The organism is Marinicrinis sediminis (assembly GCF_042685085.1).
Lineage (GTDB): Bacteria > Bacillota > Bacilli > Paenibacillales > KCTC-33676 > Marinicrinis > Marinicrinis sediminis.
This window is the reverse complement of sequence record NZ_JBHUMM010000043.1, coordinates 369,673-383,133: the sequence shown is the minus strand read 5'-3', so window position 1 is coordinate 383,133 and position 13,461 is coordinate 369,673. Positions and strand designations below refer to the sequence as shown.

The window sequence follows — 13,461 nt, the reverse complement described above, 5'->3', positions numbered from 1 at the left end:
GTATACTGAAAGAAATGAATCCGTACGCTTTGCGACATATTTACCTATGAAGCTGATTAGAAAGGTTGCGCCTATGCTCCATTATCTCGCCATGCTGACGATGCTCATTGATCATGTCGGCGTCGTCTTTTTCCCGGAAGAAAATCTGTATCGAGTGATCGGAAGGTGTGCCTTTCCGTTATATAGCTGGCTTTTGGTCCAGGGGTATGTGCATACCCGCAGCCGAAAAAAATATGCGATTCGACTGCTCATCCTCGCCTGTGTTTCCCAGTTGCCATTTATGCTTGCGTTGAATACGGGTCAATTGAATGTCATCTTTACCCTGTTACTCGCGCTCATCTACCTGTATGTCCAGGATCTACGTATACAGCCATTGTTCAAAGGGTTGCTGGCCGCAGCGATCCTTCTCGCTTCCATCCTGATCCCGATGGATTACGGCATTTATGGCATTGTGCTGGTACTCATTTATCGTTATACGTCCACTCAGCCATGGAGCCTGCTCGGTTATCATGTGTTGCTGAACCTGTTGATCTGGTCTCTCGATTTCACGCACAACTATCTGCAAATGTTCAGTTTGCTCGGCAGTGGCCTGATCGTGTGGCATACACAAATGAAACGTCCCGCATTGCCGCATCCGTTGTTCAAATGGGTGTACCGAACCTTCTATCCAGTCCATTTGCTTGCGCTTTATTTGCTAACCTTGCTGCTCAGTTAATGCTCAGTCTGCACCATAACAAAAAAAAGCCACAGCATCTGCTTGGGGCGATGCTGCCCCAAGGATGTCATGGCGATGAATACGGGTCTTCACTTGCTCCAATGGAAATAACGATGGGGATTCCAATGGGGTTTCAGGTGGGGATCACGTTCCACAGTACGTGCGATAGGGCCGCCCGGATGGCTGGGGAAGGACGGTATAGGATTCTTGCTCAGGCGAATAGGCATAAGGTGCTGCAAGTACATTCAGCAGCTTATCCATCACACTCAGGTCCCCCTCTTCCTCCGCAGCCTTCAGCGCTTCCTCTACACGATGATTCCGCGGGATAACGGCTGGATTATGTGCGCGCATTCGTTCCTGGGCCGCTTCCCTAGACTCGGACTGCCGGTTCAGCCTGTCTTCCCACTGCTGCTTCCACTTCTGGAATTCTTCCGCTTGAAACAGATCGTGATCCGTTGATGTCGTATGATCCAGAGACATGGCACGAAACGTATTGGTGAAATCCGCTTCATATTTCTCCATCAGCGCAAGCAATCCATGGATGAGTGATTCATCCTGCTCTTCTTCATCAAACAGGCCCAACTTCGCTCGCATGCCAGTCAGCCAATGTTCTGAAAACTGTTCTCCGAAGCCAGTCAAGGCCTCCTCCGTCTGTCGGATCGCCTCTTGCTCATCCTGATGAATGAGCGGCAGCAAGCTTTCCGCAAACCGGGTCAGATTCCAGGACGCGATCTTCGGCTGATTGCCATATGCATAGCGGCCATGTCGGTCAATGGAGCTGAATACCGTTTCAGGATGATACACATCCATAAATGCACAAGGTCCATAATCAATGGTTTCTCCGCTAATGGTCATATTATCAGTGTTCATCACCCCGTGAATAAACCCGACAAGCTGCCACTTCGCAATCAGCTTCGCCTGACGAGCGATCACCCTTTGAAGTAAAGACAAATATGGCGATGCTGCATGAGCACAGTCAGGGTCGTGCCGTTCTATGGCATAATCGGCCAACGCCTGCAACTTCCTGTTGTCTCCAAGGCCCGCTGCATACTGAAAAGTCCCGACACGCAAGTGACTGGCAGCCACCCTGGTCAGGACAGCACCCGGTTCTTCTGTCAGCCGCATGATCGACTCTCCGGTCGTGACTACAGCCAGACTTCGGGTAGTCGGAATACCCAGTGCATGCATGGCTTCGCTGATGATATATTCCCGAAGCATTGGACCCAGGCCCGCTCGTCCGTCTCCCATCCGCGAGTAAGGCGTCTGTCCCGAGCCTTTAAGCTGTATGTCCATCCGTTCTCCGGCAGGTGTCAGTTGTTCACCCAGCAGAATGGCACGGCCATCCCCCAGCATCGTAAAATGACCGAACTGGTGACCTGCATACGCCTGAGCGAGTGGAGCAGCCCCTTCCGGTACGCAGTTGCCTGCAAATACAGCGGCTTCCTCTTCCTCATGCAACGCATCGGTTTCGAGTCCCATTTCATCCGCCAAGGCTTCATTCAGCTTGACCAGCTTGGGCGCAGCGACAGGTGTTGGGTCCAGTCGGGTATAAAAAGACGACGGCAGCTTGACATAACTGTTGTCGAAGTTCCAGCCTGCATGTAAATGCGATTGCCGATTCTTTTCTGTCATGCTTACACCTCTCTTTTCTCTTCACAGTTCTCACTTCACTGTTTCCTATTCATTGTTCTCTCTTCACAGTTCTCAATTCATTGTTCTCTGTTCATTATTCTCTTCACGGTCCTCACTGCACGGTCCTCACTGCACTGGTAACTCTTACTCTTCACTGATTGCTCTTGGCTCTTCTTTCTCTTCTTTCTCCTCATTCTACTCACGTTTCACCTGCAACATTTTCATACTGGTTGCCAGCTTCATGCGTGCCACACTATCCTCATCATACCAAATCGCAGCACACGATACGAATGAACGGAAGTAGTCATACTGCCTAATGGAAAGAATCAGGAATGTTAACGAGTGAACAATGAGGCCATCTACATGCAAAAGGAGCAGAACGGTATTCTGTTCAGCTCCTTCGTTTCGCATCACTCAGTGCACCATGGTAGTGCCTGCTGCATCTGTATCTTGAATCAAGCGGATCGTTTGTTCAAATACCTGTTCATACAGCTGTTGAATCTCGGTCGCAAATGCTTCAGATTCCTCACCGACCAGGTCTTCAAAAACAGACATCCACTGTCCCTCTTCTTCAATCGATTCTTCGTACATCTCCAGGCGCACACCCAGTCCTTCTCTGCCCGCCGGCAGCACCTGTTCGATCACTTCATTCAGCAAGGTATCCAGAATGTGCAACAATTCGCCTGCATCTATGGCCTCTTTCCCGGCTAACGTCTGCTTGACTCCCTGACTGGCAGCAAAGCGGAACAGCACAAACAGTTCAGCAGCCAATCCATTTTCATCCAGCTCGATCTCAGCCACGTCAAGCAGTCTCAGGTAGGCCCCTTTGGTTTGTTCTGTCAACACTTGCATAATGGCCGCAGCCAGCCATGTTTCCTTGGTCGTCTGGTTCATCCTCTTTCCCACCTTCCACTTCATTCAGACTGCAATCCTGTACCTTCACTATGAACGAAACGAGGTCGGGTTGCAAGCCTGAATCGGACAAGAGAAATGACATGATAAATGGTTTTGAAAATAAAAAACGACCGCGAATATCGCGGTCGTTTCATCCTATCTATGGCATCGAGCAATTACAGCCTTGTGACGTTTTCAGCTTGCGGCCCACGATTGCCTTGAACGACATCAAACTGAACTTGCTGTCCTTCTTCCAATGTTTTGAAGCCTTCGCTTTGGATCGCACTGTAGTGAACGAATACGTCACTTCCGCCTTCCACTTCAATAAATCCGAAACCTTTTTCTGCGTTAAACCATTTTACTGTTCCTTGTGTAGTCATGAGAACACTCCTTCTAATCTTATCTAATATGCAAGTTTATCAGCCCAGAGGCCATAAAAATTCACATATTATGCAGGATTACCAGTCACCTGATGGTGGCCCGATGCCGCTAGAAGTGATAATCCAAATAATATGTGAATACCAGACTTCCTATACAAGTATGAGCGATTTGCTTACATTTTATTCGATGATTACGCATTTTATCTCTTACATCATTGAAACCTAAAACAACGAAAGCCCTGCCTCTCTTCCATCCTTGCGGCTCCGATGACCGCGCCAGTACGAATTGGGCTTGCAAAAACATAATTGAATTCATTGTTCCGTTCAATATTGAAGCTGTTTAACTACTATAGCACATTTTACAGTATCAGTCAACAAAAGGAGTGGAGAGGAAACATCCTGATTTCGTGTTCCCCTCATGTCCCTGCGATCCCCCAGGTTCCCTCGGTATCCCGATGAATCCAGCGGTACCACTCAGTATCCCCATGGAATGCCAAGAAAATTCCCTAGACCCTCCTGCTAGTCGATCCAAATGCCTTACCCGTACGTGCAGTAATAATCCACGACTGAAACTACTTTGACTTCAAAAGAGGAATGAGCCGCAATGTCAAAGCTACCTTCTCCCTCAATCTTGATCCAGTCGCCATTTTCCAGGCGATATTCCAGTTCACCGGCCTGTATGTCCATCCGTTCCTTCTGATCCGTAGAAAACGTATAGGTTCCCGGCAGCATGATCCCGAGCGTTGCCTTGCTGCCATCTGGTAGCATAACCGTCCGACTCGTCACTTTACCATCAAAATATACATTGGCTTTTTTGTAAACTGCAACCTGATTCAACTGATCCATCTGTTGTCACGCATCCTTTTGTGTCATTTATGTCGCTTCATTTTTGCAGCCTGCATCTGGTCTGCTCCTATAATGTACCATATCCCAAATTCATTGCCACGTTCTTTTTTTATGATCTCCGCATCACATGGACGTCCCATTCAGGTATATAATCAACGATCCGAAACCCGTGTTTTTCATAAAATCTCATGGCCCTTGTATTGCCGCCATCCACGGCTACCTGTACGGTCTTCTGCTTCTTGTAACTTGCATATTGGAAGACCCGTTTCAACAATTTCTCCCCGATCCCCGACCCTTGTTCACTGCGGAGAACAGCCAGCAAATCCACCCATACCGCTTGAGACTGCACAACCGCGTGTACAAGGCCGACTGAACGGCCCTGCTTGACCGCCACCCACGTTCTCCCGGCTCTTAGCCGTTTTCGCATATGGGCCCTTGTCCAATACATATCGACTTCTCTGCGACGCACCGCAGTAGCGTGAGGCAGAATCTCATCTTTTACTAACCGGAAGATGAAATCATGATCTGCCGGATTTTTAATCAGCCGTATCCGCATGTCCACACTCCCCCAGAGACAAATGCTTTGGTTGATCCCACTTTGCCCTATTTTCATTTTGTCTTGTTTTGGTTTTGCCTTATCTTATGCGTGAACGGCTTTTCATTGCCCTGCCGAAGAAGCCCAATTTGCGAGATAGGGTACGCATGTCCAACCGCTGCTCAGCCATTGGCATACAATAGAAGCGAAGTGCTGACCTTGAAAGGAGGATACATCTTGAAGCACATGCATAAATGGAAGGGCAAGCAGATTGCGGCGTTGCGCAAAGACGGTACGATCGTAGAAGGAAAGCTGCTGAAGATTTCAGGCAACAAGCTCAAGCTTTTCATCCAACCCAAGTCCAAAGGACCTGTCAGAACAAAGGCGATTCTCCCGCTCGTTTTGTTTGATACCCTTGCCGTTGCGGAATCACCATATGGATTCGGTCGACCTTACGGGTATGGTTATCCGGGCTATGGATATCCAGGCTATTACGGAGGATTTGGCTGGTAGAAGAGATCGCAATTGGCACATGAATAGACACACGCCTGAAGCAGCGCATCAGATCGATGCGCTGTTAGCTTTGCGGATCATTTTTCTGGGTTAGGGGCTTCTGTTTTTTCATAAACTGTTCAATGCCATTGATAATATCTGCGCGGATTCGGGGCTGAAGAGACTGGGAGGTGACGTCGGGGTGTTGCAAATAATGGCGGATTCGCTGTGGAATCTGTTTGCGCACATCCTCAATGATCACCATTCTCTGTTCATGGGTGAGCGGATTTTCATACAGATCCTCGAACTCGACAATTCTCTGATACACATCACCGTCTAGAAAGCGCTGAATATCTTCTTTTACCTCAAGATAGACGGGTTCAGATTCCTGCAATTCTTCAAACTCCTGTGCGTTTTGCTCACTTTCACTTTGGGGCGGTCCAGGTTTCGGTGGCTGCTGGTTCTGAACCATGAAGTCTTCAATCCGGCTTCCTCCACTTGGCGTTAATCCGATATTCAGCGTTCCCTCCAGCGTCTCAATTTTCAACTGATCAAAATGATATTCAATTCGCTCAATCGAGGTCTGGTTTGGCGGGTCCTGTGTTTGTTTTAGCCGCTCTTCCAAAGTCGTCACTGAATGTTGCAGTTGATGCAGCTTTTCAGCTTGCCACATCATGTATCTCAACGTTTGTTCCAATAGTGCGTACACATGGAACTCTTCCTTCATCCCGTTCGCCTCCTCTTCCTTATTGTATGCCGGAATAATCGAGCCTCATGACTGGAGATCCGGCCTGATCCAATGCCAACTTCGTTGAAGTTCATCCAAAAACCGAGTATAATGGTAGGGAAATGGGGAGATTGACATGACTAGCGAAAAAATCTTAATTGTCGACGACGAAACCGATATTCTCGAGCTGATTTCCTTGTATTTAATGAAAGAAGGATTCGAAGTGGTCACATGCCAGGAAGGTGACCAAGTACTGGATATGCTGGCCCAGCATCAACCGGATTTGTTAATACTGGATGTACTGCTTCCCGGTATGGACGGAATTGAAGTGTGCCGTTCCATCCGAAAAATATCCCACATCCCGATTTTGTTCATCAGTTGCAAAAGCGATGATCTGGACGTCATTCTAGGTCTCGGTGTAGGTGGTGACGATTACATACCCAAGCCGTTCAGTCCAAGTCAGCTGGTTGCCAGGGTCAAGGCTCACTTGCGCAGACATTCCATGATCGAGCCGAATCAGACTCAGCCCGATGTCCTGATCTTTGACGGACTGGAAATCCATTTATCTAGCCATAGTGTCATCGTGCAGCAAGAAGAGGTTAACCTCTCCTCCAAGGAGTTCGATTTGCTCGTTTTGCTGGCCTCGCATCCGAAGAAAGTATTCAAGATTGATCAGCTTTACGAAGAGATCTGGGGATCAGACAGCCTCGGAGATACGCGCACTCTCATGGTACATATTAGCAATCTGCGAAAGAAAATCGAGACAGATCCTGCAAATCCCGTGTATATCATCACCATTCGTGGCGTCGGATACAAGTTCAATGCATAGCCCTTTCCTTGCGCCGCGGATGATTCCCGGCGTTTTTTCTTGAAGTACGACCTGCATGTTCCATGTTCATCGGTCTGGTTGCACGCGTTTTTTGATAAAGATACCCTTCATGCTTAAACTATTGTAGAATAGAGGTATTTGACAGAACATACACAAGGGATGATGAACAGATGTTATTTGCTTCAGATTGGAAAGACTATGAGCTTATCGATACCGGAGATGGTGAAAAGCTGGAGCGCTGGGGAGATGTTGTCCTGCGCAGACCCGAGCCTCAGGCAATCTGGCCGATCAACCATCAGAACCCTGACTGGAAAAAGACCGCTGCCCATTATCATCGCAGCCAGTCGGGAGGCGGGCATTGGCAGTACGAGCAAGAGTTGCCGGAAAGATGGAAAATCCGTTATCAGGATCTTCAGTTTTATATCAAGCCGACGAGCTTCAAGCATACCGGCCTGTTTCCCGAACAAGCGGTCAACTGGTCCTGGATCATGGACAAGATCCGGCAGGCCGGCAGACCGGTCAAGGTGCTGAACCTGTTCGCCTATACCGGCGGAGCAACTCTGGCCGCCGCAAGCGCCGGAGCCGAGGTCGCCCATGTGGATGCCGCCAAGGGCATGGTGCAGTGGGCAAAAGAAAATTTGCATGCCTCTGATCTCGGCCATCAAAAGGTGCGATTTCTAACCGATGATGTATTCAAGTTTGTACAGCGTGAGATTCGCAGAGGTCATCAGTACGATGCCATCATCATGGACCCGCCTTCATACGGCAGAGGGCCCAATGGAGAGACATGGAAGCTGGAAAAAGACCTGTATCCGTTCATCGAAACCTGTATGCAGGTACTGGTGGAGAAGCCGTTGTTTTTCCTGGTCAATTCGTATACGGCCGGCATTTCACCTGCTGTCCTGTCCAACATTATGACGATGACCTTGCAACAAAAATATGGCGGTCAACTGACAACCGATGAGATTGGCTTGCCGATCACAGCATCCAGCCTGTTCCTGCCTTGCGGAATTGCAGGCAGATGGGAGGCTTAGCACCCTATGGCTGCCTTTCCGATTCTGTATGAGGACAATCATGTCATCGTGATTGAGAAACCCTTCAACATGCCGACTCAGGAGGATGCGACACGTGATCTCGATGTGGTTAACGCCTTGAAGCAGGACCTCAAGCAGCGGTACGACAAACCCGGCAATGTATTTGTCGGGCTCGTCCATCGTCTGGACCGACCAGTCGGCGGTGCCATGCTGTTTGCCAAAACCTCCAAGGCCGCATCCAGATTGTCTGATCAGGTGCGTACACACCGTTTTCAAAAAGCGTATTTGGCGATCGTGCATGGTACCCCCCAATCGCTTCATGGAGAACTGGTCGATTACCTGGTCAAAGACCCCAAAACGAACATCGTCACACGAACGCACCCCCGTGATCCCAATGGCAAGAAGGCTGTACTGACCTATCAATGCGGAACGACGCAAAAGGGATATACACTGGTAGCGATCCGATTGCATACAGGCAGACCCCATCAAATCCGTGTCCAACTATCAGGCCTCGGTCATCCGCTGTTCGGGGATCAGAAATACGGACAGCAGTTGAATCGTGCCGGTCAGCAAATTGCACTGTGGTCTACCCGCATCGGCTTCCAGCATCCGACACAAAAGGAACCGGTATGGTGCACCCAATTGCCGCCTCGATCAGAGCAATGGGGCCATTGGCACGAAGATGAAATGCGGGAGCTTGTCCATCACGTATTGCCTGAGATGAACACCTGAGGTAATAAACAGAGCTAATCACTTGACTCAAACACACAGCTGAAATTTTTGAAGAAATACATTTGAGACAAACACTTCGAAAAAACATTGGGGATATCCAATAGGGATAAACACTTCGGTTAATCATCGGGGATAAACATAAAAATGCAGAAAGGGGGAGGAACATGTCCGCGCAAACGATTGGACGGCTTGGCCTGCTTTGGGTTGTCTGTCTAGCATTGATCCTGTTTGCGGGATGCGACCAAGAGCCAAATGGGAATCAGGACATGAAGCCCGCTCCCGCTGCTCCTCCCTCTTCCCAACCAGACCTTCTCCCTCCCCCTGATATCCAAGATCCCTCTGCTCCGGATACCCGCGATCTCCTCACCTATTCAACGGAAGCGACACTAGTGGCGGTCGGAGACATCATGATGCACAGCCCTCAAATTCCGGCAGGCTATAACCCCGCAACCGACACCTACAACTTTGACCATTTCTTTGCCGAAATTGATGACTTGCTGCTGCAAGGCGACTGGGTATATGGAAATTTGGAGACGCCGCTCGCAGGAAAGGCATCCGGGTATGCAGGTTATCCACGCTTCAATGCACCGGACGAACTTGCAGACGCTCTCCATAAAGCGGGATTTGATGTCTTGTCTACGGCAAATAATCACTCACTTGACCAAGGCAAGCATGGCGTGCTGCAAACGCTGGAAACCTTGTCAGAGCGGGGACTGACAGCAGTCGGTACATACGCTTCCAGTCAAGCCCAACAAGATATCCCCATACTCTCCCGCCATGACATCCATATGGCTTTTCTTGCCTATACGTATGGAACCAATGGTTTGCCTGAGCCGAGCGGACACGCATACCTCGTAAACGAGATTGACCGCACACAAATTCAAGCTGATTTGACACGAGCAAGAGCGCAGGGCGCCGATCTCATTACGATTGCGCTCCATTTTGGACGTGAGTACATACGGGAACCGAGTGCGAGTCAAAGGGAGCTTGCCGCTTATTGCATTGCAGCCGGCGCCGACATTGTTCTCGGCAGTCATCCGCACGTGGTTCAGCCTTATGAACAATTGACCGTTCAAACGCCTGATGGATCAACACGCAGTGGATTTGTGATCTACTCGCTCGGCAACTTTATCTCCAATCAGGGTCCTGCTCAAAAAACGGCCAAATATACCGATGTCGGAGTGGTCCTAAAGCTGTCAGTTCGTAAAACCTTCCCTGAACAAAAGATAGAGATCACAGCAGTCGAGTCGATCCCTACCTGGGTGCATCAATACAGACAAAACGGTAAACGGCAATATCGTGTTCTGCCTATCGCCAAATTTCAGAACGCCGCGCTTGATTCCCGGCTGACAAGCCAGGAACGGGAGTTGATGAGCGCATATTTGGATGAAATGAAGACCCATGTGTCCTCGTATCAGCCTGCGTTTGATCCGATCTCCGTCACAGCTCCGCTTTCATCGTGGCGTGCAGAGGCAGAGGCAACAGCAGATGGAGAAGCAGAGAAGCCGGCGTCCGTCATTGATGATGTTTATCGCCCGTGAATGTATAAACATCATCAATGATGATATGAATTAAATGATGACATGAAAAGGCTGGATGCGCGCGAAGCCATCCACCTTTTAATTACTTATTATAGAAGATCCCTTTATGGATGCCGTATTATGGATGATCCTTTTTTGATGATTGGATTCCTTCATTACCCATTATGGATTTCCCTTTATGGATTTCCAGAGGAATCTGATCCATTTTCATGGACGACTTTGTTTAACAGAAATAATAGCAGTTGCTGATTATGACTGGAAATCCGGTCCAGACAGGTTTGGAAAAACTGGTTTTTCAGCTCCATTCCATGCTCCCCAGCTTCCCGGCCTTTCCGTGTCATGGCAATCCAGACAATTCGGCGATCCTTCTCGTCTCGCTGTCTCTGAATCAATCCGCCTCTCTCCATTCGATCTAGCAAGGTTGTCACAGCCGCAGGAGTCGTGGCCAAATAGTCGAGCATATCAGAAGGCTTGAATGGTCCCTCATTGGTCAGCATATATTCCATCACCTGGAATTGTCCCGCAGTCAGTTGAGGAGCCAGGTGCTCCTCCATATGCTGCTTGTACTCCCGCATCAACTTGTGCAACAACCGATCAAATGGCATGGATGGCATCAGGCTGCTCCTTCCTGCTTAACGATCTGTATATCGAAACACTTCGACGATCGTTTCTCCTTTTTCCATCGGAAACATCAGCTTCCCTATCGACTTGCGATAATCGATTTGTGCTTTTTCAGTAGAGAAGGTATGGCGTTGATTGGTGGAAGTGACGGCTGTAACCTCATAGCCTTCCTTGACAAAGAAGGCGCCGATCAGTCGGTTTCCGTTCGGCTTTACCCGTTTGCCTTCTTTGAATTCAAAGGTCTGCAAACCTCTTCCGCCGCGACCTTGTAAATTATAGTCCAGCAGCAGTGAGCTCTTGGCGTAGGCCAGATCGGATATGACCATGACCTCCCCTTCGTCTCCTTTGACGAACAGACAGGATACGACCTGATCCTCATCCTTGAGCTGAATGCCTTTCACCCCGGCCGATACCCGGCCTGTCGCATTCACTTCCTGCTCATCAAAGCGGATGCACCTGCCATTTGCCGTTACCAGCATCAGTTCGTGATCTCCGCTGCTTAACCGCACGTCGATCACTTCATCTTCGTTCCCGAGCTTGATGGCGTTGATGGCGGTTGATCGGGTGGTCATATAATCCTTCAACTCGGATCGCTTGACTTGGCCTCTGGCTGTCACAAACACCAGCGTCTGATCCGTTTGCTCGAAATCTTTGATCGGGAGGACAGAGATGATGGGATCATCCTTCTGCATCGGAATCAGATTGACGAGCGCAGTTCCGTTATCCTTCCATTTGTAATCTGGAATTTGGTGCACCGGCAGTAAGAAATACTGGCCTTTTTTCGTAAACAGCAGCAGATTGTCGAGCGTATTGACGTCCCAGATGCCAAATATGTAATCGCCGTCTTTCACGCCAGCGCTCTCCAGTTCACCGCCTGAGCGGGTAAAGGACAACATCGAGGTTCGTTTGATATACCCCTCTCTCGACAGCGTGACCTTGACATCCTCACTGTTGACCATCACTTCCAGGTTGACCTTGATCTCTTCCACCTCGGCCTGGATATCAGAACGGCGATCGATGCCGTATTTCTCCCGAATCTCCTTCAGTTCCTTCTTGATCACGCTCTGCAACTTGCTGGCACTGCCCAGAATGCTCTCCAAATCCTGAATGGTCTTGCGCAGTTCCTTCAGTTCTTTCTCAAGTGAGGTGATTTCCAGATTGGTCAAGCGATACAACTGCAAGGTGAGAATGGCATCTGCCTGTCGTTCCGTAAAATCAAACTGCAGAACGAGGTTTTTCTGGGCATCCTGACGATTGCGCGATCCCTTGATTGTTTCAATGACTTCATCGAGAATATTTAGCGCTTTCACAAGCCCTTCGAGGACGTGCGCGCGATCCTGTGCCTTGTCCAGGTCGTAACGGGTACGCCTGGTCACGACTTCTTTCTGGTGCTCAATATACGCTTCGAGCATCGCTTTTAAACCAAGCTGCTTCGGCGTTTTGTTTACAATCGCAACCATATTGAAGTTATAGGTGACCTGCAGATCCGTCTTTTTGAGCAAGTAATTCAGAATTCCCTCGGCATCGGCATCCTTTTTCAGCTCGACGACGATTTTCAATCCGTCCCGGCCACTCTCGTCCCGAACTTCCGCGATTCCTTCAATCTTCTTGTCGATCCGAATGGCTTCCATCGAGGTCACAAGCTTCGTCTTGACGACCTGGTAAGGAATTTCGGTGATGACAATTTGTTGTTTGCCTCCACGCATGTCCGTAATGGCCGTGCGGGCGCGCAGGAAAATCTTCCCTTTCCCTGTTTCATACGCCCTCTGTATCCCTTCTTCCCCCATAATAATGCCGCCGGTCGGGAAATCCGGCCCTTTGACATACTGGAGCAGCCCGGACAGCTCCAGCTGCGGGTTGTCCATGATGGCGATACAGGCATCGATGATTTCACGCAGATTGTGCGTCGGAATTTCGGTTGCAAATCCGGACGAAATCCCGCTGACCCCGTTGACGAGCAAGTTCGGGAATCGGGCAGGCAGCACGACCGGCTCCTGCATAGTGTTGTCAAAATTATCTTTGAATTCCACTGTCTTCTTCTCGATATCCCGCATCAGTTCACGCGCAATCTCAGAGATTCTTGCCTCCGTATAACGCATGGCTGCCGGCGGATCGTCATCGAGCGAGCCCCAGTTGCCGTGTCCATCAATTAACGGATGCGCCATTTTCCACGGCTGGGCAAGACGCACCATGCCATCATAGATGGATGAATCCCCGTGCGGGTGATAGTTACCCATGACGTCCCCTACGGTTTTGGCGGACTTGCGGTAAGGCTTGTCATGGGTATTTCCCGCTTCATACATCGCATACAAAATTCTGCGCTGAACGGGCTTCAGGCCATCCCGTACATCCGGGATTGCACGATCCTGAATAATATATTTCGAGTAGCGGCCAAATCGATCACCGACCACGTCTTCCAAAAATGCGGGTAAAAACTGCTCCATCGTACTCAGTGCCATCACCTTCTATCCATCAAAATCCTT

15 protein-coding genes are annotated in these 13,461 nt (G+C 49.4%); 6 read left to right on the top strand and 9 right to left on the bottom strand.

Annotated features, from left to right (window positions below; genetic code table 11):
- Positions 1-46 precede the first annotated feature (46 nt).
- Complete coding sequence (locus ACFSUC_RS15620) at positions 47-715, top strand: TraX family protein (RefSeq protein ID WP_379930555.1); 669 nt, start codon at positions 47-49, stop codon at positions 713-715.
- Between the two features lie 144 nt (positions 716-859).
- Here ACFSUC_RS15620 and ACFSUC_RS15615 read toward each other — a convergent pair whose 3' ends face one another.
- The 6 genes from ACFSUC_RS15615 to ACFSUC_RS15590 form a co-directional block, all read right to left on the bottom strand.
- On the bottom strand, positions 860-2,347 hold the full coding sequence (locus ACFSUC_RS15615) for a protein adenylyltransferase SelO (RefSeq protein WP_379930554.1): 1,488 nt from the start codon (positions 2,345-2,347) through the stop codon (positions 860-862).
- Positions 2,348-2,542: 195 nt separating this feature from the next.
- On the bottom strand, positions 2,543-2,758 hold the full coding sequence (locus tag ACFSUC_RS15610) for a hypothetical protein (RefSeq protein WP_379930553.1): 216 nt from the start codon (positions 2,756-2,758) through the stop codon (positions 2,543-2,545).
- A gap of 3 nt (positions 2,759-2,761) precedes the next feature.
- Complete coding sequence (locus tag ACFSUC_RS15605; protein ID WP_379930552.1) at positions 2,762-3,241, bottom strand: hypothetical protein; 480 nt, start codon at positions 3,239-3,241, stop codon at positions 2,762-2,764.
- Between the two features lie 176 nt (positions 3,242-3,417).
- A complete protein-coding gene (locus ACFSUC_RS15600; RefSeq protein WP_379930551.1) occupies positions 3,418-3,621 on the bottom strand; it encodes a cold-shock protein in 204 nt (67 codons plus the stop codon).
- Between the two features lie 537 nt (positions 3,622-4,158).
- Positions 4,159-4,467, bottom strand: coding sequence for a pyrimidine/purine nucleoside phosphorylase (gene ppnP / locus ACFSUC_RS15595; protein WP_379930550.1), 309 nt, complete (start codon positions 4,465-4,467; stop codon positions 4,159-4,161).
- A 109-nt stretch (positions 4,468-4,576) separates the two neighbouring features.
- Positions 4,577-5,023: a GNAT family N-acetyltransferase gene (locus ACFSUC_RS15590; RefSeq protein WP_379930549.1), complete on the bottom strand. Its 447-nt coding sequence runs from the start codon at positions 5,021-5,023 to the stop codon at positions 4,577-4,579.
- 225 nt (positions 5,024-5,248) lie between these two features.
- On the opposite strand from ACFSUC_RS15590, the gene ACFSUC_RS15585 reads away from it, so the two are divergent.
- Positions 5,249-5,515 (top strand): hypothetical protein, encoded by a 267-nt coding sequence (locus ACFSUC_RS15585; RefSeq protein ID WP_379930982.1) that lies wholly within the window; start codon positions 5,249-5,251, stop codon positions 5,513-5,515.
- Between the two features lie 64 nt (positions 5,516-5,579).
- Here the strand turns inward: ACFSUC_RS15585 and gerPC are convergent, their stop codons facing one another.
- The gene (gerPC, locus tag ACFSUC_RS15580) at positions 5,580-6,221 is read right to left on the bottom strand and encodes a spore germination protein GerPC (RefSeq protein WP_379930548.1); all 642 of its coding nucleotides are present in this window, start codon (positions 6,219-6,221) and stop codon (positions 5,580-5,582) included.
- A 136-nt stretch (positions 6,222-6,357) separates the two neighbouring features.
- Between gerPC and ACFSUC_RS15575 the strand changes: the two genes are divergently transcribed.
- The 4 genes from ACFSUC_RS15575 (at position 6,358) to ACFSUC_RS15560 (ending at position 10,357) form a co-directional block, all read left to right on the top strand.
- Positions 6,358-7,050: a response regulator gene (locus ACFSUC_RS15575; RefSeq protein ID WP_379930546.1), complete on the top strand. Its 693-nt coding sequence runs from the start codon at positions 6,358-6,360 to the stop codon at positions 7,048-7,050.
- Between the two features lie 170 nt (positions 7,051-7,220).
- Positions 7,221-8,084, top strand: coding sequence for a class I SAM-dependent methyltransferase (locus tag ACFSUC_RS15570; RefSeq protein ID WP_379930545.1), 864 nt, complete (start codon positions 7,221-7,223; stop codon positions 8,082-8,084).
- Between the two features lie 6 nt (positions 8,085-8,090).
- Positions 8,091-8,816, top strand: a complete 726-nt coding sequence (locus ACFSUC_RS15565) for an RluA family pseudouridine synthase (protein ID WP_379930544.1) — start codon at positions 8,091-8,093, stop codon at positions 8,814-8,816.
- Positions 8,817-8,980: 164 nt separating this feature from the next.
- Positions 8,981-10,357: a CapA family protein gene (locus ACFSUC_RS15560; RefSeq protein ID WP_379930543.1), complete on the top strand. Its 1,377-nt coding sequence runs from the start codon at positions 8,981-8,983 to the stop codon at positions 10,355-10,357.
- Between the two features lie 176 nt (positions 10,358-10,533).
- Here ACFSUC_RS15560 and ACFSUC_RS15555 read toward each other — a convergent pair whose 3' ends face one another.
- Entirely contained in the window at positions 10,534-10,971 is a 438-nt protein-coding gene (locus ACFSUC_RS15555; protein ID WP_379930542.1) for a MarR family winged helix-turn-helix transcriptional regulator, read from the bottom strand.
- A gap of 18 nt (positions 10,972-10,989) precedes the next feature.
- The gene (gene gyrA, locus ACFSUC_RS15550) at positions 10,990-13,431 is read right to left on the bottom strand and encodes a DNA gyrase subunit A (RefSeq protein ID WP_379930981.1); all 2,442 of its coding nucleotides are present in this window, start codon (positions 13,429-13,431) and stop codon (positions 10,990-10,992) included.
- Positions 13,432-13,461 lie beyond the last annotated feature (30 nt).

Bases quoted from the DNA above. Each gene is read 5' to 3' on its own strand.
- ACFSUC_RS15620 (WP_379930555.1), top strand. From the start codon at position 47: ATGAAGCTGATTAGAAAGGTTGCGCCTATGCTCCATTATCTCGCCATG.
- ACFSUC_RS15615 (WP_379930554.1), bottom strand. From the start codon at position 2,347: ATGACAGAAAAGAATCGGCAATCGCATTTACATGCAGGCTGGAACTTC.
- ACFSUC_RS15610 (WP_379930553.1), bottom strand. From the start codon at position 2,758: ATGCGAAACGAAGGAGCTGAACAGAATACCGTTCTGCTCCTTTTGCAT.
- ACFSUC_RS15605 (WP_379930552.1), bottom strand. From the start codon at position 3,241: ATGAACCAGACGACCAAGGAAACATGGCTGGCTGCGGCCATTATGCAA.
- ACFSUC_RS15600 (WP_379930551.1), bottom strand. From the start codon at position 3,621: ATGACTACACAAGGAACAGTAAAATGGTTTAACGCAGAAAAAGGTTTC.
- ppnP (WP_379930550.1), bottom strand. From the start codon at position 4,467: ATGGATCAGTTGAATCAGGTTGCAGTTTACAAAAAAGCCAATGTATAT.
- ACFSUC_RS15590 (WP_379930549.1), bottom strand. From the start codon at position 5,023: ATGCGGATACGGCTGATTAAAAATCCGGCAGATCATGATTTCATCTTC.
- ACFSUC_RS15585 (WP_379930982.1), top strand. From the start codon at position 5,249: ATGCATAAATGGAAGGGCAAGCAGATTGCGGCGTTGCGCAAAGACGGT.
- gerPC (WP_379930548.1), bottom strand. From the start codon at position 6,221: ATGAAGGAAGAGTTCCATGTGTACGCACTATTGGAACAAACGTTGAGA.
- ACFSUC_RS15575 (WP_379930546.1), top strand. From the start codon at position 6,358: ATGACTAGCGAAAAAATCTTAATTGTCGACGACGAAACCGATATTCTC.
- ACFSUC_RS15570 (WP_379930545.1), top strand. From the start codon at position 7,221: ATGTTATTTGCTTCAGATTGGAAAGACTATGAGCTTATCGATACCGGA.
- ACFSUC_RS15565 (WP_379930544.1), top strand. From the start codon at position 8,091: ATGGCTGCCTTTCCGATTCTGTATGAGGACAATCATGTCATCGTGATT.
- ACFSUC_RS15560 (WP_379930543.1), top strand. From the start codon at position 8,981: ATGTCCGCGCAAACGATTGGACGGCTTGGCCTGCTTTGGGTTGTCTGT.
- ACFSUC_RS15555 (WP_379930542.1), bottom strand. From the start codon at position 10,971: ATGCCATCCATGCCATTTGATCGGTTGTTGCACAAGTTGATGCGGGAG.